Here is a 20297-nt window from a genome sequence, read left to right as displayed (position 1 = left end):
ATATTATGGTTATATTTTTATAATGTTAAAATAATATTACGCTCTTTTGGACTGATAGTGGTACTTTTGTGATTTATTATTTACACAATAATAAGATAACTAAACGATTTATACTTTATAGAATATGGGGATATTTTCAAAGCTGTTTGGAAACAAAACTCAAGAGTCAAAGATCAAGGTTGTTGGTACACTCGCTTTTTTAGAGGTGGATATGCACAATCATATCCTTCCCGGAATAGATGATGGAAGCCAGTCCATTGAACAATCTATTGATTTGTTGAAAGGCTTGGGAAGAATGGGGTTTGAAAAATTTATTTGTACACCACATATTATGGAAGGTGTGCATCCGAATACAATCCGAACAATTGAGGATGCCAAAGATAAATTGGTGAATGGAATAAAACAACTTCCTAACAGTCCTGCGATCTATCATGCTGCTGAACATATGATAGATGATGGCATTGCAAGGCTGATTGATACAAACGAGCTTTGTGTGATGCCGGGAGGTTATGTGCTCATTGAAATGTCCTATCTACAGGAATCTAAAGCTTTATTTCAAACTATTTTAGATATACAAAGACTGGGTTACCAGCCAATTTTAGCACACCCAGAACGCTATAATTACTACCACTATAATTTCAATATGTACAAACAGATCAAAGACGCTGGCTGTATGTTACAATTGAATCTTCTTTCTATCAGTCGATATTATGGTGTTGAGGTGAAATCTGCGGCCCTGACAATGATTAAGTCCGGCATGTATGATTTTGTTGGAACGGATGTACATCACAGTCGCCACCTTGCAGCGTTGGAAGATATCGTTGCAAAATATCCGGTCCGTGATTTACTAAAAACATGTAATATTTTAAATCCGTCACTTCAGGATCATTTGAAAAGCAATGATAATGTAATTGCTGCAGGATAAAGAAAAAATAAAATTTACGATACGGAGATGCCCATAAGGCATCTCTTTTTGTTTCTGTTAGACGATCCTCTATCATCATTGAGCTAATTCATCTACGGCCGTTTTTGTCTTTTATTGACCGGAAAGAATATCTAAATTATTTTCGTCTATGCTTGTGTTTTGCAATCATGGAAATTTCGAAAATTTGGCTACTTTTGGATTTAGCATTTTTCATATGAGAGGAAACAAAATTTTTATTCAAGATTGGATTGCACACCATACTTACCAGAAAGCAAACGATATAGATAGTTATTATTTAAGAGTTGCCAATCAGATCAACGATAGTCTATCGACATTGTGGTTTGAAGAGCCGGAGACAAATGACCTCATTCACACTGACGCATTAAAAACATTAAGTATTTATCTCACCTGTTATCTAGAGGATGTTATTGCCAATACAGGGATATTTGCTGCTTTTAGGACCATCCATAAAGAACTATACAGCCAGTTTTTGCCTTTCTACAAGGATAATAATCTGACGGATTACTATCCTGAAGATATCAATAGCGAAGATGTCGCTGTATTGACCTGGTTATTTTTTAGTGAACGGAATCCACACTTGTTTATTGATCCTCAGGGCCGTTTGATACAATTGGTCACAGATCTAACCTATGCTATTTTGGAGGAACATTATGAAGTGGCGCCTGAAAACCCAAAATTAAAATCAGAATATTCATTAGATGAAAATGCTAACTATTTTGAGGTTCGAAATTTTATCGAAAAACTTGTCGCAACAAACTATCTGACCGCGGGAGAATATAACACCAATCTCAACCACTTGATGCAGGTGGCTGAATTGGGAAGATATCAGCATGATCAAACTCAATTGCAACAAATGATTTATCGTGTCCGTGATAATCATTTCAACAATTATAGGCTACATTTATTTGCCCTTAAATCTTCGGAATTTGTTGCAGAAGTAGTGGGTAAGGAACATGCTCTGTATAGCTCTGTCAAAACGCTGGGTAATCGCATCCATAGTTTTTTTGAATATGTAAAGACAGATGAACAGTTTGTCCATGTAAAACATATTGGCACAAAAGCAGCATTCAAGATTTACAAGGATTCGATTCAGGAATTTGCGGAGCCTTCTGCCATATTATCCTTTTATATGGAAATCGTTCCCTGGAAAGAAGCTTGGAATTTGTCGGGAATTATGACAGTGGTCAATCCGGAAGAGGTGAATTTTGATCTACCAGAACAATATGAAATGACTTACCGTATTGAAGCGATGAACGGTAAGGACAAGAGCCTGAAAAAAACAGAAAAGCAGTTGAAAGATATGGGTAAATTATTCCAGTCAGAGCAAAAAGCAGCTGTAGCTTTCATGGAGGGACGAGAAGTAAAAGAATTTGCAAACGAATTCTTTCAAAGATATCAGCAAAAATATCCAAGCAAAGAGGAATCGCCACTCCCGGAATCGAATTTGGAACTTACTGCAGATGCTAAAGTAACAGTTTTCTTCAATCCAAAGACAGGATTAGAGGTATTTGGCGGAATAGAAGAATTTTTCCCATTGAAACATAATCCTTTTATTGAAAAGGAAGAAAAGGGGGCTGAAGCAGATGTGCCTTATGCGCGTTATTTTTTGAATCTTTTGGTAGAAGACTTTTTCCCTAGCGAATTGCCAAGGTATTATGCCAACTTGTTTAAAACTGAAGTAGATAAACAATTCTTCTTCCCATTGGAAGAGTCCATACTGGATTTTTTCCTACGTTTTTATAAAAGGGGGAGTTATTTTCTAGGACCTTTTCCGCTCCTAAAATAATAGCTTTCTATTAAGCGCATATAATTTTTTAATCCCATTGGCATCTACAATGGGATTTTTTATTGACCTTGCAAAATTGCTTTTAACAATCCATCTGGAAGGAGCTATTCTGAAGTTTAATTTAATGTAAACTAATTGTAGCTAAATTGTTGTATCCATATCAGGAGAGAGCAAGCTTTGATTTATGATGTACATTCATTCAGATATTTTGGAAAATTCTACCTAAACTTGTAGGGTCAATTATAAGTGGTGAAGGATGCCTATTGAAAATAACAACATTCCGGATTTTAAAAATTTCTTTTTGTCTTATAAAGATAAGGTGTATAAATATGCCCTGTTACATCTGAAAGAAGAAGATACTTCCGCCGATTTGGTTCAGGAAGCATTTTCTCGTATCTGGAAGAAGTGGGGAGAATTAGATGGAAATAAGAATCCTCAGTCTTATTTATACACAATTGCTAAGAATCTTGTATTTGACGAATTAAGGAAGCAGAAAGTACGGGTTCAATTTAAACTTGATGGGATAGATGCCTCCAAGCAGGTGGACAATTCAAATGAGGAATCCATCCGTTTTAAAGACTTGGAACGCGTCTATCGTGAGGCAATTGAAAAGCTTCCTAAGGCTCGCCTAGAAATATTCCTTTTGAGTAAAGAAGAATTTTTGGATAATCAGGAAATTGCGGACCGTTTGGGTATTTCTGTCAATACAGTCCGCGATCAATTGGTCAAGGGAAACAAGTTTGTACGCCAATATATCCTGGATAATTTTGAGATTTCAACAACCCTGTTGATCTTCTTAACTATTTTTTAGTGTAGCGTCGTCTTATCGTCTTTTAGATACGTATATGTATTTAAACGATGGCAAAGATGATGGATCCCAAACTAGCTGCATTATACAAAAGATATTTACTGAGGGAATTGACTCCACAGGAAAACGCCATATTTTTAGATTTACTGACTTCTTGCAATAAAGATGATTTGCCCGATTTGGAGGAGGTAATCGCGTTGGATGATAATACATGTGATTTAGAGAACTCTATATCAGATGATATTTTTTATGCGATTACGGGAGCAGAATTAAATTCTAAGGTGCGACCTATTTGGAGACGGTCAAGGATGCTAATTGGTATTGCTGCGACGATGTTGCTAGTTGGTTTTGCCTTTTTGTTCTCACTTGTTTTTCAGCCGGTACCAACGGACCTAAACTTCGCGGCGATTCAATATTATAACCCGACTAAATTTGTCAAACGTGTTGTTTTAGAGGATGGCACGAAAATCTCTTTGCGTCAAGGGGCTCGTGTTGTAGTAGTGTCTGATTTTGAAACGGATAGCCTGAGAAAAGTAAAATTGTCGGGTGAGGCTTTTTTTGAAGTTGCCAAGAATCCCCACAAGGCCTTTGTCATAGTCAATTCAGGTGATTTTGATGTACGGGTTTTAGGGACTGCATTCAATCTGACATGTTCTCCACAACAGATGCGTTTGGTTTTAAATCATGGGAAAGTTCAGGTTAAACATGACCAGCAACATTCTATTATCCTTCCTGGCCAACAAGTAGATTATGATATGCACCATAAGCAATTCAATGTAATTGCTATTGATACCATGACAGCTTCCAATTGGAAAAGTGACTTTTTATCATTCAATCAAGTCCCACTTATGCAGATTGTAGGAGACCTCAATAATCTTTATCCAACATATAATTTGAAATTGATTGATTCTTTTCAAACAGAAAGTTTCACAGGTTATCTGCCTGCAAACGATCTGGAAAAGTCTTTGAAAATTCTCAATACCGCATTTAATCAAACAATTATCCATAAAAAGTAATTTATGAAAAGAACCAATTACTATTTAAAACTTATGGGAGGAGCACTGCTATTTCAGTCTTTAGCACTTCAAAGCATGGCCGCCCAATTTTCTGCAAATGAGGGGATAGGAAAAATCCTTACGCGAATGGAGCAGAAATTCAATGTTAAATTCGGTTATGATGCGTCAATATCTAATCAGAAGATTAATGAGCGTGCTGACATTGGCCATCTCAAAAAAGATCAGATCGTCCAGTTTATACAGACGATTTCAAATGGAAATCTTGAGGTAAAAAAAATTGATGACAAACTTTATGTTGTTTCTAAACGGATTAATGGCGACGAAAAAGGTGGGGTTGTTGTTTCTGTGAGCACTCAAAAGGAAATTCATGGTAAAGTTGTGGATCAGGAAACGGGCCAGCCTATTGCTGGTGTCACCATTCGTGTGAAAGGGGGATCAGCAACAGCGACAAGTAATGAAGAAGGTAATTTTAGATTACAGGGAACATCAAGTGCTGAAGTCTTACTCATCTCTTATATCGGTTATGAAACAAAGGAAGTCACCGTTGCTGAGGCTGGACTAATTAAATTGTCAAAATCTTCAGAATCTTTGGAGGAAGTGGTTGTAACAGCCTTGGGTATTAAGCGAGAGCAAAAGGCACTCGGTTACGCGACACAGAGTATCAAAGGTGATGATTTAACGCGTGTAAAGGGGGTTGACGTCGGAACAACACTAACTGGGCGCGTCTCTGGGGTCAGGGTTCTGAACAGTACCGAATTTAATAGCACTCCACAGATTCAGGTTAGAGGACTGACACCTATTTTGGTTATAGATGGTGTGGCATATGAAAATCTGACCTTACGTGATGTCCCCGTGGACAATATAGAAGATATGACTGTTCTGAAAGGAGCCACTGCCACAGCTTTATATGGAAGTATGGGAGCCGGAGGAGCAATTATGATCACCACAAAAAAAGGACTCGCTGAAAAGGGAACCGAAATTGCTGTAAATAGTAACAATATGTTTTTTTCTGGATATTTAGCTCTTCCAGAGGTACAACATGGTTACTCATCAGGTGAAGGCGGAAAATTCAATAATGACGATTATGTTTGGGGAGATAAGTTGGATATCGGGCGTACTGCCAAACAATGGAACCCATTGACAAAACAATTGGAAGATATGGAATTGTTGTCCAGAGGGAAGGACAATTTTAAAAATTTCCTCGAACCGGGTTTTATTTCCAACAATTCTATCAGCTTTACGAATCAGGGCGAACATGGGAGCATTCGCACGTCAATAAACCATATTTATAATAAGGGACAGTATCCTAACCAGAAGCTAAACATGACCAATATGTCTGTTGCTGGACAGACAAAAATCAGCGACCGTGTTGATATCGAAACAAGATTGGCTTATAACAGGCGTTCGGCGACAAGTAACTTCGGAGCCGGATATAATGATCAAGGATATATCTATAATATTCTAGTATGGACTGGTCCAGAATATAATCTGTCGGACTATAAAGACTACTGGCTGATCAAAGATCAATCGCAAAATTGGATGTATAAAGCGTGGTATGATAATCCTTATTTGACAGCATATGAAAAAGTTACTCCCGAATTGGTCAATAAGATTAATGCTGCCCTAACATTAAACTATAAGGTTTCGGATTGGGGAAAGCTTATGGTACGCTCTGGTTACGATTACTATGGACAGAAAAGAGAACAATGTAATCCAATGGGCATTTACGGTACACGTGGTGGTTACGCTGGCTTTGATAGTAAAGGTAAGTATTGGACTCAAAATCAAGATGGTTTTAGCACAACAAATGATGCAATCTTTACAGCAAAGAAAAAGATCGGTGATTTTGGCTTTGACGGTTTGCTGGGCGGAGCTATCTTTTATCGACGCGATAATACAATAACTGCCTCGACAGTGAATGGTTTGTCGATTCCTGGATTTTACTCATTGCGCAATTCAATTGATCCTGTATCTGCAGTGGAAAGTAAGACAAAAGAAATGGTAAATAGTGTATATGGTCGTCTATCTTTGTCATGGAAAAATGCTGTCTTTATCGAGGCAACTGGGCGTAACGATTGGTCGTCGGCATTATCTAAGGCACATCGCTCGTATTTTTATCCTTCCCTTTCTAGTAGTGTAGTTGTGAGTGATCTCCTCGCGTCGAAACCAACTTGGCTGGATATGTTTAAGGTACGTGGTTCTTGGGCAATAACGAAAACAGTACCCTCTCCCTATGAAATTAACCAGGCCTTTTCTATTAGTAACAATGTATGGGATGGATTACCAACAGCTTCTTATCCCAATTCAATTAAAGACTATTCGATATCGCCAACACAGCGTGATTTGACGGAATTTGGTTTTGATTTTGCTGTACTGAAGAATCGTTTTTACGGTAATTATACTCGTTATTTTCGGCTATTGCATAATGTCACAACATATGCAACGATATCAGGATCATCTGGCTACACATCACGATTGATTAATACGCAAGAGGAAAAAATGACGAAAGGCCATGAGATCACTTTAGGAACTACCGCCATAAAAAAAGAGAATTTTCAATGGGATATTATCCTAAATATGTCTCAAAACTTAGAGTACTTCCATAAACTAGATCCTACCTATTCCGCTGATGCCCTATATGTGAAAGAAGGTGCTCGTACCGATTATATTACTGTTAAGGATTGGGAACGATCTCCCGATGGGCAAATCGTGAACAATGCCTCAGGGATGCCTATATCTGCAAAGTATGCGGCTCAGTTATTCGGTTATACAGCACCTAAATGGTTTGGAGGATTGACAAATCAATTTCGTTATAAAGATTTCTCTCTGTCTTTGAGCCTTGATGGGCGGATTAAGGGAATGTCTTATTCGGGGATGAATGCGCGTCTGTGGCAGACAGGTGCACACCCAGATTCGGATAATTCGTACCGGTACGAAGAAGTTGTCAATGGAAATCGAACTTTCGTTGCTCCCGGTGTAAAGATTGTTTCTGGTGCGGTTACTTATGATAAGTATGGACAAATTGCTGAAGATACACGAGTTTTTGCGCCTAATGATAAAGTTGTTTCGTATGAAACTTACTGGAAGTCAGGTTATTCTGGTCGGCAAAATTATTGGGATGAAACATTTATTAAACTTCGAGAATTATCACTTAACTATCGTGTGCCTGAGCGAATCGTTTCGAAATTTAAAGCGAAACGTGCCAGTGTAGGTGTTACAGGACAGAATCTTTTACTATGGACAAAGGATTATCGTTTTTCGGATCCTGATGTTGGATCGGAGGATTTAAACTCACCGTCAATGCGTTACATAGGCTTTAATCTAAATGTTACTTTCTAATGATTACCGAAATTAAGATGAAAATGAAAAAATTGGGTATATATATAGCGATTGGAGCGTTGATCTCGTCTACGAGTTGTTCTAAATTTGACGAGATAAATACTAATCCAGAAACACCTGTGCAGGTCAATTCTTCGATGTTGGCTACACGCATTATTCTAAATTTGGCTAACCAACCTAGCCAAAAGTCCTTTATGCAACCATATCTGTTAACGAAAGAGATCGCCTGGACTGAATTGGTAGAAGGATTTCAATACAACGGATTTGGCGAGGGGACCATATCAATGAATGCAATTAATGATGCTCATTTTATGGGCCAATATGCAGCAACAGATGTCTTGGCAAACGCATACAATGGATTGATGTATTTTGCAAGGGCAGTTAAATTTTATGAAGCAACAATGAGTGTGGGAGATATACCCTACAAAGAAGCACTAAAAGGTGAATCGGATAAACTTTACTTTCCAAAATACGATAGCCAAAAAGAGGTTTTTCTGGGCATATTGGACGAACTGGAAAAGGCGGATCAGTTGTTTGCAAGCGGAGCAAAATTTGCTGGAGATCCCATGTACGGTGGTGATGTTACTAAATGGAGAAAGTTGGTGAACAGTTTTGTCTTAAATGTTTTGATTCAATTGAGTAAAAAAGAAACAGATGCAGACTTAAATATAAAGGGACGTTTTCAGTCAATTTTATCAAATAAGCCGATTTTTACTGGTAATGCTGATAATTTTCAGTTGATTCGGTCTGACAAAAGCGGACAAACCTATCCTTTTTATAAAATCAGTAATAGTTTTGTGATTTATCCAGTTGTCTCAACCGAAATTATAGACCGTTTGAAACAGTATCAAGACAGACGTTTGTTTTTTTATGCAAATCCTTCAGCTTTACAGATTAGCAGTGGGAAGCAGATGAATGAATTTGATGCTTATGTGGGAATTGATCCTTCCTTGGCTTTTGGCGATATCGCAGATTTAAAAAAGAAGAATGACTATTCTAAATTAAATGACCGATACACGGAGTTGGTAAGTGGAGAGCCTACACAGCAATTTTCATATGCACATTTATGTTTCATAATCGCTGAAGCAAGCGCACGAGGTTGGATAGCAGAGTCTGCAGTCAATTGGTATAAAAAGGGAATTGAAGCTTCAATGAAATTTATTGCAGATAATACACCCAATATTACGCAATACACGCATAATATGCCAATGGATGCGACTTATATAGCCAATGCTATAACAGCTTATGGAAATCAGTTCCCTGTTAGCAAAGAAGCACAGATAGAAGCGATCATGATACAAAAATATTTGGCCAGTTTTTTACAAGGAAGGATAAATCCCTACTATGATTACCGTCGTACAGGATATCCGAAATGGAAAATTAATCCAGCATCCAGCTTAAATGCTGATGATCCGACCAAAATCCCAGTCCGCTGGCGTTATCCTGCAAGTGAATATAATTATAATGGAAGTAATCTTGATGCAGCATTGGCGAATCAATATGATGGAAAAGATGAAATCAATCAACTGATGTGGATCTTAAAATAGGTAATACTTTGATCTGTTGAATTTTTATCGTAAAAACTATCCCTGCGCATGAGATCAATCGTGTGCGGGGATTTTTGTTAAAAACGTTACATGAAAAGCGCCAGCGAATGAATATATTCGCTGATAGACCATTGAATTTATAAGAGATATAATAGATGTTTTTATGGATAGTAGAAGAGACTTTATCAAGAAGGCCTCCTTGTTGGCTGGGGTTTTTGGCTTACAGAGTGCTGTACCGGATGCGATACAGCGTGCTTTAGCGATTGAACCAGTTGCGGGGAGTTCTGTTTTAGATGCCGAGCATATTGTTTTGTTAATGCAGGAGAATCGCTCCTTTGACCATAGTTTTGGTACACTGAGAGGGGTTCGGGGATTTAATGATCCAAGAGCTATCGAGTTGCCTAGTGGAAATCCCGTATGGTTGCAGGCTTCAGCTTCAGGAAAGACCTATTCACCTTTTCGATTGGATATCAAGAATTCCAATGCCGCCTGGACAGGAAATCTTCCACATTCCTGGGAAAATCAAATGGCGGCACGTAATCAGGGTAAACATGATAACTGGATTGAAGCAAAACGTCCAGGTGGAAAAGTGCTGAGTGAGATACCGCTAACCATGGGCTATTATACCCGTGAAGATATACCCTTCTATTATGCATTAGCCGATGCGTTTACCATCTGTGACCAGCATTTTTGTTCCTCCATTACAGGTACGACAACCAATCGTCATTTTTTCTGGACAGGCACTTGTGTGCCCAATAAAGGAGCAAAACCGTTGATTCGTAATTCGGATATTTATTTCAACCGTTGGGCGCATTGGAAAACTTTTCCTGAACGTCTGGAAGCTGCGGGTATTCCTTGGAAGGTATATCAGAATGAAGTCAGTATGGAGAGCGGTCTTCATGGAGAAGAATGGTTAGGTAATTTTACAGACAATAACTTAGAGTGGTTTTCACAATACCATATTGAATTCAAAAAAAGCCACTTGGAATTTATGCGTAAGCGTGTCGTTGAATTACCTGCTGAGATCCAGGAGCTTGAAAAAGCATTAGCGAATAATGGAACTGAAAGTGTACAGAAAACCCAAAATAAGCTTAAGCAAAAACAGGAGCAGCTGGGCAGCTATAAGAAACAGCTAGAGCGACTCACCGAACAGGCATTCCAGCAACTTCCAAAGGAGCAAATCGCTTTGCATGAGCGTGCCTTTCAGACAAATGAGGATGATACGTTTTATCGTGAAACCGCCACTGTTGTACATGAAGGTGAGCAGATTACTGTACCAAAAGGGGATGTATTACATCAGTTTCGGAAGGATGTGAAGTCTGGAAATTTACCTACTGTATCTTGGCTGGTCGCCCCGCAATGTTTTTCGGACCATCCCAGTGCGCCGATGTATGGAGCTTGGTATGTGTCCGAAATATTGAATATACTCACCGAAAATCCTGAGGTTTGGAAGAAAACGGTTTTTATGCTGAACTACGATGAAAATGATGGTTACTTCGACCATATTCCGCCGTTTGTAGCGCCTAATCCGGCAGATGCCCGATCGGGAAAAACTTCAGCAGGATTGGATTATAGCGATGAATATGTGAGTTTGGAGCAGGAACTTGCCAGTGGCGAGAAGAAGGAGCATGCCACAGAGGGACCGGTTGGTTTGGGCTATCGGGTACCTCTGATCATTGCGTCTCCTTGGAGCAAAGGCGGCTGGGTCAATTCGGAGGTCTGCGATATCACTTCGACCATTCAATTTATGGAGTATTTCTTTGATAAGAAGCTTGGTAAGGATGTGAAAGAACATAATATCAGTTCTTGGCGGCGTGCTATAACAGGAGATCTGACTTCGGTATTTCGTAAGGCAGAAGAAGGAACTGCTGTAGAACTGCCATTCTTGGATCGCAATCAACAGATCTATGCAATTGATCAAGCCAAATCGAAACCGCTACCGAATAATTTCCATGTATGGACTGCAGATGAGATGCAAGCTTTGCAGACTACCGGAAAAGCTGCACAATTGGCAAGACAGGAAAAAGGTCAAAAAAATTCTAATGCGCTGGCATATGAGCTGTATTCGAGTGAATCTATTGATAAGGACAACGTAAAACTGACGATGTCCGCGGGCAATAAGATTTTCGGGGCGAAATCCCTGAGCAGCCCTTTTAATGTGTATAGTGGACCGAGTTATAAAGATGGTGTAAGTTTTTGGCCATTTGCGATTATCGCGGGTGAGGAATTGAGTTTTGACTGGAACCTAGCCGACTTTAAAGATGGGTATTATGATCTGACGGCCTACGGCCCAAATGGATTTATGCGCAGTTTTAAAGGCAATAGGGAGTCACTGTCTGTTATCGCTACTTATGAGATGGGAAAGAAAGGTACTCCCACGGGGAATCTCATCCTGGAAGCGAGCAATAAAGGAGACAAAGTACTTCATGTACAGGTGAAAGATAATGCCTACAGTTCTTGGAAAAAAAATACAGTATTGGGTGCCGGTAAATCTATAAAATGGGTTGTAGAATCTCAGAAGGTTAACGGTTGGTATGATGTTACTTTGCAGATTGTTGGAAGTAAATTTGTTCGCCAGTTTGCCGGTCGTGTAGAAACGGGAAGCCATTCGAAGACTGATCCGCAATTGGGATAAAAACCAAAGATACAGCTAGCGAAACGGATTCAGTTGGCATATTCGATATAAACAGAAAAAGATCCCGGTTTATTTGGACAGGGATCTTTTTTAGGATAAGTTGTTATTGGGTTTTTATTTTTTAATCCATTCTTCCAGCAAAGCTTTTAGTTTGGGGTCGCTTGGTCTTGGACTGTCTGCGGTGATGAGGTTCCCGGCTTTGTCAATCAATATATAACGCGGAATGGAATTGACTTTGTAAGCATTGGAAAGTTCATTGTCAGAACCTGCGTGCAGCTGGATACCTTTTAGTTTCTTCTCTTTCACATAACTGTCCCATTTGGGTTTATCCTGGTCTACTGATACGCCTACAAACGCAACTGGTTTTCCGTTAAATTCTTCATTTAATTTTTCCCAATGCGGTTCTTCGGCACGGCATGGACCACACCAGGTTGCCCACATGTCAATTAAGACAACTTTGCCTTTAAGATCTGCAAGACTTGTTTTCTTTCCGTTGATATCAGGGTAATTAAATTGAAATGCAGGTACGCCGGTTTTCGTTTCGACCAGTCGGGCTTCTACAACTTTTGCCCGTTCGATTTGCTCGGGTAGCGTAAAATATTTTTTGTATTTCTCATTCATTTCCTGAAAGTCACCATAGGAACGTGCTCCTTCAAGCCGTTGTAAGACATATTGTCCTTTCAGTACATCTGGTCCGATTGCCGCAACTTGTTGATCAAATGTTGGTTTTGTTGACAGATCCAGTTTGCGGTAAATCATATTGCTCATAAAGCGGTCGCCATAGGGAAATTTTAATAATTCAGTTGTCAGGTATCGATCGGCGTTGAACTGTGTATAAAAATCGCTCATTTCCTCTTTGCTGGGGTGGGCTGTACGCGGCATGTAAAGATAAGAGATCGCATAATAGGCAAAATCATAATCGACTAGCTCGGGAAAGAATTTGTCAAAATTCGGATTCCTGGTCTTGACCTTCTTTTTGATCCCTTCTAATTTTCCTTTAAATTCCTCTACCTCGGGGAAGAAATCGACATAAGTACTCATGCCGCCAGGAGTGGTGCCTTTAGCGCGAAAAGTTTTCGATTGTTTGTCCCAAGCGTATAACGTTTCATTTTCTGGGCTATTTTTACCTGTTAATTCATAATCATTTTGACTTAATTTTAGGTTTAATTCCTCATTTCCCTTGAAGTAAAAACGGAAAAGTCCCTGTTGATTCTGGGCATTTCCACTGCCAACAGCATACAATCCTTCATATTCAGGCGTGAAGCGAAATGCAAATCGACCTGATGCGTCGGGAATAGATGTAGCGACTTCCTTCAAGCGGCCATTCAGTACTTTAAATAGTCCGACACGTTTTACTTTGGCGGGATCTGTCGTTCCGGTGATGTTACTTGGCTGTTGTGCGAATGCGACAATCGAGCAAGTCAGGGTAACGAGCAATAAAATGGTTTTTCTAATCATGATATAGAGGATTAACTTAATTTAAATGGAATAATTTTCTTAATATCCTTAGCCTTATATAAGCTGGCATCTTTTCTTTGTATGGCCTCACGTAAGTCTTGTAGGTCTTTTTTGTCGATGTTTAGGAATGGAGATGTCAGGTCTGATTTCAGTAGTTTTTCCATCCCTTTGGAAGCCTGATCAAAATCTTTCAAATAGTAATTTAATAGTATCAGTCGATAACTATCCACCGGATCCAGTGTGTTTCGTTGTGCTGCGGCTAGATATTCAGCTCGTATAGATTTCAGGATTGTCGGATTTTTTGACTGATCCATAATGACCGGTCCGAAGGCATTGCTACGTTCGTCCCAAGTAGGGTAGAGTTTATATTCGTCAATCAGCGCAAAATAGCTGGCCGCATTTTGTGAGCCCGCATAGTAACTCGTAACAAACCCAGGTAAAAACACCTCCCATAATTTATCATTGAACGTAGGACGTATATAGGTCAACATGGTGTTTAGGCTATCCAATTGCTGCGCTGCCCCATATTGTTTACTTTTTACTTTGGCAATTGTTGAAATTTTGTTGCGGAGTAGATTTCCGCCGTATAGTTTAATCAGTTTTGGAAGATTGTCATAAGCCCAGTTATTATATTTTCTAAAGGAAGTAACGCTATTGGCCAAGAAAGCTGTCTCATTGAAGAGATCCTTTTGTTGCTCGAGATATCCTTCGAGTTCCGCAAAATCATGTTTTTCTCCGGTTTTGATAAAACGCTCGCTGTAAGCAGCGGGGAAGTCGTTGTCCAGCGTACTATTAAAGGCTAAATACTGCTGCGCTTTATTCAACCGTACGGCTTCTTTCAGTAGTGGCACAAATCGGTCTACACCAAAGAAACCAGATTCGGTCAGTATGGTTTTACCTTCGGGGCTTACGATGACATAGGTGGGGAACCCTGGGGCGCCGTACTTACGAGCTAATTTCTTCCCGTTGGTCTCTTTCATGACATCTGTTTTGTACATAATATAATTGTCGTTGAGTTCCTTCATAACGATTGGATCCGGGAATACTTGTTTGTCCATCTCAGCACAAGGCATACAGCCTACAAAGTACAGATCTATCAGAATGAGTTTGTTTTCCTTTTTTGCCTTTGCCTGGCATTCCGCATAACTGCCTTGGAAGGTTTTTTCCTGCGCGCTCAATGCGTTGGAAAAAAACATCCCACAGCAGATTGTGATCATATATAGAATATATTTTTTCATGTGATTAGTTTTTAAAAATCTGAGTTATTGACTCTTTTTCAAGATTAAATTGTGATGCTATTGTTGGCATTTGTGGTAATAGAAATAGGTTCGGCTGCTGCTTTTAATCGAATCTCATCTATCAGGGTCGGATTTTTTTTCAATTGATCGACCGTATACTTGTCTATACGTTGAATCAAATCTCCTGTTTTCAGGCCAGTTGGATTTTCAGTAGCACCTACAGCGCCAAGTGCTTTCAACTTTCCGGTATTATCCCAGCCAAACTGATAACTCTTAATTAAAAAATCCTGTGGATGGGCATGTAATCTACTGGGGGAGAAATATACCTCACTTTCAGCGAGATTGATGGTGATATTATAGCGGCTTAATAGACGAACACCAATAGATCCGTCGAAACCAGGTTGCCATTGTTCATTTCCAGCACTGCCGCCCATTAGTGTGACAGGCAAGCCTTGCATTGGGGGCAGTGGAGAAATGGCAAATTGGTAGCTTTTGCCCGAGAAGGTGGGGGAGGAAACTCCCATGCTTACCGTTGCGGCCTGAGTCTCGGGTTTGAATCCGCTGACCAGCAGTTTATTTTGGCGTACAAAAGGACGGAAACAGATAAGGTCATACGAGGCACCAGTGTCGAAAACAAAATGCCCCGAGTAACTCTTGTCCTTGACGATCTCAAGCTGTCCGGGCAATATCATTACACCGGCAGGCATTGTAATCGGTACTACCGTTCCCTTGCCTTTGTATTGAAAATCTCCGAAGTCGTATAATGAAAGCGTATTTTTATCGTAGTCGATATGCGTGATAAATTTTCGTATCAAGCTATTGCCGATGATGCCATCGCCTTCTTTTCCCATTTCAGGAAAGATGGCGATCCCTTGTCCTGTCAGCTTAAGCGTGTCTAATAGAATACTATTGTTGTCAGATACCTGAATCTTTGTGTTGCCGCCGACGACGGACGCGTTATTTTCACGCGTTACCTTTAGGCCAATAGCATCAGCAAGCTGCTTGTTCACGGCCATGCCATCTGCTCCGGTGTCAAAAAGGAGCCTTAAAGGTTTTTCGTATCCATTGATTTTGACTTGCAGGTAAATGGAACCATTCTTGTTTTCAAACGGAATGACTACCCGTAATTTGGGCTTACTTTCTCTTTTTAGTCCATAAAGCTGATCAAAAAGGCTGAAGTAAATTAGTTTTCCCTTATGATCAACTAATGCTTGATTGCTTGTTGTCTTACCCTTTATATCTGTGACCTCAATTTGAAGTAGTGTTCCTCTTGTTGTTTTCTTGTCCGATAGAATATGTACGGCTTTTAGGGGGTAATTTTTGACAATTTGGTTTAAGCGGAAGCTTGCTCCTGGGCCTGTGTGACCTGCGATGGAAAAACCTTCAGCCAGTTCGTGGGAAATTAAGGCCGTATCCTTTTTCTCAAAGCAGGCAAGTAATTTGACTGGTAGCGTTGTATTTGTTTGCGCTAATAGAACAATACTGTTTATAATATACGATCCGAGTAAGAAACATTTTTTAATTTTCATAGCCCACATAAGCGTTTTGTTATTGGTAAACAGCCAACTGGATCTCTTATCCAGTTGGGCTGCTCACATAAATATCTTCTTGAGATACTTGTTTTTAGCATTTTTACATACTGATTAGGTTGTCTACACAATTTAATTTTGTATGACAAATGCCGATCCTGTGAATAAAGTCTCTGTTGATTTTTTAATTTGTGTTATTCACGGTAAGACACATCGACGATTTTGCCAAAACCAGTGTATGATTCGGTCAGCTTTGGAGCTCCGGATAGACTAATCCCATAGAATTCCATTTTACCACTGGTATTTGGATTGGCAGGATCGTAACTACATACCATCAGTTTCTTTGCAAAATCATTGTATCGGTTACTTCCAGTATTGTAAACCAATCGTTGGAATTTAACTTTGGAAATGCGGCGGGTACCAAGATCGACTGCAAGCCCGTGTTTTTTGTTAAACGGATCATATTGGTATACTTGGCTGCCGATCGAATAGTAGATATAACCAAATGTTGGATCTGCAGCAATATTTTCAGCTGATTCCATTCCATATGGATTCTCAATGTCATCAACGGCTAATGGATTGAAGATAGCACCCTCATGTGTAAACCGGACTAATCTTAATTTATTGCTTGTCGGATTTTTCAATAATGCGTAGAATTGGTTTGTTGCGGTAAGTACGCGTTCCATATACACCAAATCCATTTTCATCGCTTCAGGACTGAAGATTTCAGGATCGCTAGAGCCTGGGATCAACAAGGTATAATTTGTACTATTGTGAACTAAAAAACGTTGGTTCTTTTCATCATAAACAAGAGCATAAGCTGCAAAACCATTAGAATTTACTGCAATAAATTTAGCAATCTTCAGTCTGACGCCAGCATTTAAGCGATTAATTGTTGAGCCATAAACCATATTTTGTGTTACATTTTGATGTATAAGAACTCCTTCGCTGTCTAACATATAGACTGGACCTCCCCCTCTGCCCATTGGTTGAATTATTTCAGCGTGATAATTGTCTGTCGTCGTGCGAAAGATTTCTTTTCTCAGATTCCGAAAATCTGTCCAGGTATTTTCCTGATTGTTAAAACTCATGGTCGTTTTGTCCGTACCAACATAGACCCTATGGGCATATTTATTTGTTACAGCATCTCTATCATTTAAATACATCACTAATTTTGGAGCTCCTTCCATATCAATCCTTGCGAAATTTTTAAGAATATCCTGATAGGGATCATATTTGGATGTTGTTTGATTGTAGTTTAACATGTCTAGCCGAGATTTGCCATCAATATCATTCAATACAAGCCAGCCATCGCTTAGTTCAGATGTGACGTTGATTTTGGTAACAAATTCTGCTATTGTATTATCTGTTTTATTTGTGACCCTCAGGTGTAGCAGGTACTTCGCTGGGGACAAGCTTATTATGGTGTCTAGCGCTAATTGGTGTCCCAGCACTTTCTTTTTTTCTGCATTTAAAATAGCGGCGCTTGGGTTGATCGTATACCATTCGTAAGTATAGTGATTCGGGTCTACTTTTTCTCCACTGATCAGCGCCAAATTAGGTTTGATCTGAAATGGTTTCTGATTATACGCGAGATAGGCCGTGTCTATTCCGCTGATTTTTAAACTGTCAAAATTAGAATAGGTATAATTCCCGAGATCTTTTTGACAAGATTGAAATGCATTCAATATACAAATGCAAAGTATCGTAATAAATAGTAATCTTTTCATATTGAGGTTACATTATTGGACATAAATCCCTAGTTCCATAGGTTTCCCGTCTTCATCCATAATCGGATTTCCAGAAGCCGCCTGCTCTTCCAAATAGGATTTCATTCCATAAGACCAAGCGAAAATACTAGCCACAGAAGGTGCATAAGTAGGAGCGGTGAGTTCTTCAAGGCTCAAATCATATCGTTCGATTAATAGCTTAAATTTCAATCCGGAGAACTTTCCAAGATACCCAATGATTAACGATGCATAAGAAGACCTGGCCGGATTCCAGAAATCAGGAACACCTGGTATGTCATTGGCTTCTAATAAAAATCGGGTAAAGTAGGCTGTATATTTACTGGTTCCAGTACCGATCTCCTGACTATTCATCGACGTGGAAAAGTTGTCATTGGACCCCAGTTTAAATAGCAAGTTTAGATTTTCCTTTTTTAATTCGGCGTTGCGGAGCAAGCGGATGTGCAAGGTATCACTTACCTGACCTGATTGAATCATGAAATTATCGTTGACGATATCATAATCACGATCTTTTACGAGGGTTGATGCCGGATCTATGAGCAGTTTATAAGGTCTGTCTTGATTGGACTTACCACCTGTCGTCATAACAATAACGGGGAAAATAGCTTCTTTTATTTTGGGATCTACATAACCAAAAGAATACACACCGTAATCTACAGGGATATAGGTCCCATTGCTTAATTTATTTTGGAAATAGATGTTGTTTTGTCCGGAATATGTTTCGAGACTACTTTTCTTGCAGCTTATGCATACACTGATAGCGAATAAGCCGTAAATTATTAATTTTAATATTTTCATGATCGTTACCTTGGGTCAGTTTCAGATTGTGGAATTGGAAATGTATAGTTTTCTACCGCTACAGATTTATTTGTCGTGGTCGCTCCATTGATCGTTCTGTTATCATTGCGTTTGTAGTAATACCATAACTGACCTTCTCCGTAAAATTCTTTACGATATTCTTTCTTGATATTATCAAGCAATCCTGTTGAGCTTGCAAGGATATCACAGTTCCTATTCTTACGCAATTCATTTAAATAGACTAATGCTTTTGCTTGATCAGGTTCGCATTCGGATGCGATTAAATACATTTCGCTGATACGCATGCCGGGTACGGTATATCTAAAGTTTCGGTTATTATCTGAGGGAATATCAGCATATTTTAAGAAGACAGGGTAAGACTTACCGCCGTTGGAGCGCCAATTGGAAGCGTACCTAAAATCATTCTCCCAATTTTCGTAAACCACATTAATGAATCTGCTGGTTGTCCCCGCGCTGAGAATATTTCTATCTTCCAATGCTGGGCTAAAAAGCTCATCATAGTTTTTGTATAATCTCGGGCTTTCAAAGGCCAGTAATAGCTCCATACTAAATACGCGATTGATTTGAGACAACGCGCTAAGGTCGGAGGCTTGGATCCATGGAAACTTGGATTTTGCTGCGATAACTGCTTCGGCAGCTTTTAAGGCATCTTGTTTGTTTCCAGCCCATAAGTTTGCTCTCGCTTCCAAACCTTTGGCCGCAAAATAGTTAAAATGATAGTTTCTGAATTGAAGGAAAGGTTTGGAACCTAATTGTACTTCCCCGAATGTTTGGTCTACTCTTCCCATATTTAGGACGGGGTCATATTTGAGCAGCAGCTCCGATGATTTTTTTAAATCCGCCAAAATATTGGCCATGACTTCCGTACTCTTAAAAAAAGGAGCGGCCTTATAAGTTGTATTGGTGTAATAGGGAATTGTTTGTGCTTCTTTATTAACTGAAAATGCTGGTGCGAACATCCGAAGTATATCTAGATAAAGATAAGCTCGAGCGGTTAGGGCTTCACCCTCCATCAACCCTTTCGTTTGGGTATCTAAAACATGACCATAGGTGTCTAAATTCTCTAGGAACCTATTGATATTGGTAATGTTGACATACAGATTGGTCCAAATGCCATCCAATTGGGCTTTGACATCCTTGTCTCCGTAATTGAAACTGTTGAGCAGTTGACGTTTTTTGTCATGGGAACCCGAAATGTAATAGGTCTGCGCGAGTAGATCCAGTGTTTCCAGATTTAGCATTCGGCCATACAAATTATCCCCGCTGATGCTTAAATAAATACCATTTAGGGCATCATGAAATCCTTGTGGCGTTTTAAAAACCTCTTCTTCAATAAATTTATCTTCCGGTTTGACATCTAACCATTTATTGCAACTAGTCAGTCCAAGGCTAATTGTAAGTATAGTGATCGTAATTATGTTTTTCATC

General features: G+C 39.4%; 13 protein-coding genes. 7 read left to right on the top strand and 6 right to left on the bottom strand.

The window, feature by feature from the left end:
* The first annotated feature begins 124 nt into the window (after positions 1–124).
* The 7 genes from AC07UV_RS06405 to AC07UV_RS06375 all read left to right on the top strand — a co-directional run bounded on the left by AC07UV_RS06405 (position 125) and on the right by AC07UV_RS06375 (position 12077).
* Entirely contained in the window at positions 125–925 is an 801-nt protein-coding gene (locus AC07UV_RS06405; protein ID WP_282250988.1) for a tyrosine-protein phosphatase, read from the top strand.
* A gap of 214 nt (positions 926–1139) precedes the next feature.
* Positions 1140–2732: a DUF3843 family protein gene (locus AC07UV_RS06400; protein WP_495183080.1), complete on the top strand. Its 1593-nt coding sequence runs from the start codon at positions 1140–1142 to the stop codon at positions 2730–2732.
* A gap of 256 nt (positions 2733–2988) precedes the next feature.
* On the top strand, positions 2989–3543 hold the full coding sequence (locus AC07UV_RS06395; RefSeq protein ID WP_495183079.1) for an RNA polymerase sigma factor: 555 nt from the start codon (positions 2989–2991) through the stop codon (positions 3541–3543).
* A gap of 47 nt (positions 3544–3590) precedes the next feature.
* Positions 3591–4556, top strand: coding sequence for a FecR family protein (locus AC07UV_RS06390; RefSeq protein ID WP_495183078.1), 966 nt, complete (start codon positions 3591–3593; stop codon positions 4554–4556).
* A gap of 3 nt (positions 4557–4559) precedes the next feature.
* Positions 4560–7895 carry a SusC/RagA family TonB-linked outer membrane protein gene (locus tag AC07UV_RS06385; RefSeq protein WP_495183077.1) on the top strand — a complete coding sequence of 1112 codons (3336 nt, stop codon included), beginning with the start codon at positions 4560–4562 and terminating at the stop codon, positions 7893–7895.
* A 17-nt stretch (positions 7896–7912) separates the two neighbouring features.
* The gene (locus AC07UV_RS06380) at positions 7913–9442 is read left to right on the top strand and encodes a SusD/RagB family nutrient-binding outer membrane lipoprotein (RefSeq protein ID WP_495183076.1); all 1530 of its coding nucleotides are present in this window, start codon (positions 7913–7915) and stop codon (positions 9440–9442) included.
* Positions 9443–9605: 163 nt separating this feature from the next.
* Entirely contained in the window at positions 9606–12077 is a 2472-nt protein-coding gene (locus AC07UV_RS06375; protein ID WP_495183075.1) for a phosphocholine-specific phospholipase C, read from the top strand.
* A 114-nt stretch (positions 12078–12191) separates the two neighbouring features.
* Here the strand turns inward: AC07UV_RS06375 and AC07UV_RS06370 are convergent, their stop codons facing one another.
* The 6 genes from AC07UV_RS06370 to AC07UV_RS06345 all read right to left on the bottom strand — a co-directional run bounded on the left by AC07UV_RS06370 (position 12192) and on the right by AC07UV_RS06345 (position 20296).
* Entirely contained in the window at positions 12192–13535 is a 1344-nt protein-coding gene (locus AC07UV_RS06370; protein ID WP_495183074.1) for a TlpA family protein disulfide reductase, read from the bottom strand.
* Between the two features lie 11 nt (positions 13536–13546).
* Positions 13547–14773: a thioredoxin family protein gene (locus AC07UV_RS06365; RefSeq protein WP_495183073.1), complete on the bottom strand. Its 1227-nt coding sequence runs from the start codon at positions 14771–14773 to the stop codon at positions 13547–13549.
* Positions 14774–14817: 44 nt separating this feature from the next.
* Entirely contained in the window at positions 14818–16302 is a 1485-nt protein-coding gene (locus AC07UV_RS06360; RefSeq protein WP_495183072.1) for a retropepsin-like aspartic protease, read from the bottom strand.
* 194 nt (positions 16303–16496) lie between these two features.
* Positions 16497–18032: a PKD-like family lipoprotein gene (locus AC07UV_RS06355; protein WP_495183071.1), complete on the bottom strand. Its 1536-nt coding sequence runs from the start codon at positions 18030–18032 to the stop codon at positions 16497–16499.
* Between the two features lie 12 nt (positions 18033–18044).
* Positions 18045–18848, bottom strand: a complete 804-nt coding sequence (locus tag AC07UV_RS06350; protein WP_495183070.1) for a DUF4843 domain-containing protein — start codon at positions 18846–18848, stop codon at positions 18045–18047.
* A 5-nt stretch (positions 18849–18853) separates the two neighbouring features.
* Positions 18854–20296, bottom strand: coding sequence for a RagB/SusD family nutrient uptake outer membrane protein (locus AC07UV_RS06345; RefSeq protein ID WP_495183069.1), 1443 nt, complete (start codon positions 20294–20296; stop codon positions 18854–18856).
* Position 20297 lies beyond the last annotated feature (1 nt).

Source organism: Sphingobacterium sp. GW821-FHT03E03, assembly GCF_059420745.1.
This window is presented reverse-complemented; position numbering and strand designations above follow the sequence as displayed.

Bases quoted from the DNA above. Each gene is read 5' to 3' on its own strand.
- AC07UV_RS06400 (WP_495183080.1), top strand. From the start codon at position 1,140: ATGAGAGGAAACAAAATTTTTATTCAAGATTGGATTGCACACCATACT.
- AC07UV_RS06345 (WP_495183069.1), bottom strand. From the start codon at position 20,296: ATGAAAAACATAATTACGATCACTATACTTACAATTAGCCTTGGACTG.
- AC07UV_RS06375 (WP_495183075.1), top strand. From the start codon at position 9,606: ATGGATAGTAGAAGAGACTTTATCAAGAAGGCCTCCTTGTTGGCTGGG.
- AC07UV_RS06370 (WP_495183074.1), bottom strand. From the start codon at position 13,535: ATGATTAGAAAAACCATTTTATTGCTCGTTACCCTGACTTGCTCGATT.
- AC07UV_RS06360 (WP_495183072.1), bottom strand. From the start codon at position 16,302: ATGAAAATTAAAAAATGTTTCTTACTCGGATCGTATATTATAAACAGT.
- AC07UV_RS06385 (WP_495183077.1), top strand. From the start codon at position 4,560: ATGAAAAGAACCAATTACTATTTAAAACTTATGGGAGGAGCACTGCTA.
- AC07UV_RS06350 (WP_495183070.1), bottom strand. From the start codon at position 18,848: ATGAAAATATTAAAATTAATAATTTACGGCTTATTCGCTATCAGTGTA.
- AC07UV_RS06390 (WP_495183078.1), top strand. From the start codon at position 3,591: ATGGCAAAGATGATGGATCCCAAACTAGCTGCATTATACAAAAGATAT.
- AC07UV_RS06405 (WP_282250988.1), top strand. From the start codon at position 125: ATGGGGATATTTTCAAAGCTGTTTGGAAACAAAACTCAAGAGTCAAAG.
- AC07UV_RS06395 (WP_495183079.1), top strand. From the start codon at position 2,989: ATGCCTATTGAAAATAACAACATTCCGGATTTTAAAAATTTCTTTTTG.
- AC07UV_RS06380 (WP_495183076.1), top strand. From the start codon at position 7,913: ATGAAAATGAAAAAATTGGGTATATATATAGCGATTGGAGCGTTGATC.
- AC07UV_RS06365 (WP_495183073.1), bottom strand. From the start codon at position 14,773: ATGAAAAAATATATTCTATATATGATCACAATCTGCTGTGGGATGTTT.
- AC07UV_RS06355 (WP_495183071.1), bottom strand. From the start codon at position 18,032: ATGAAAAGATTACTATTTATTACGATACTTTGCATTTGTATATTGAAT.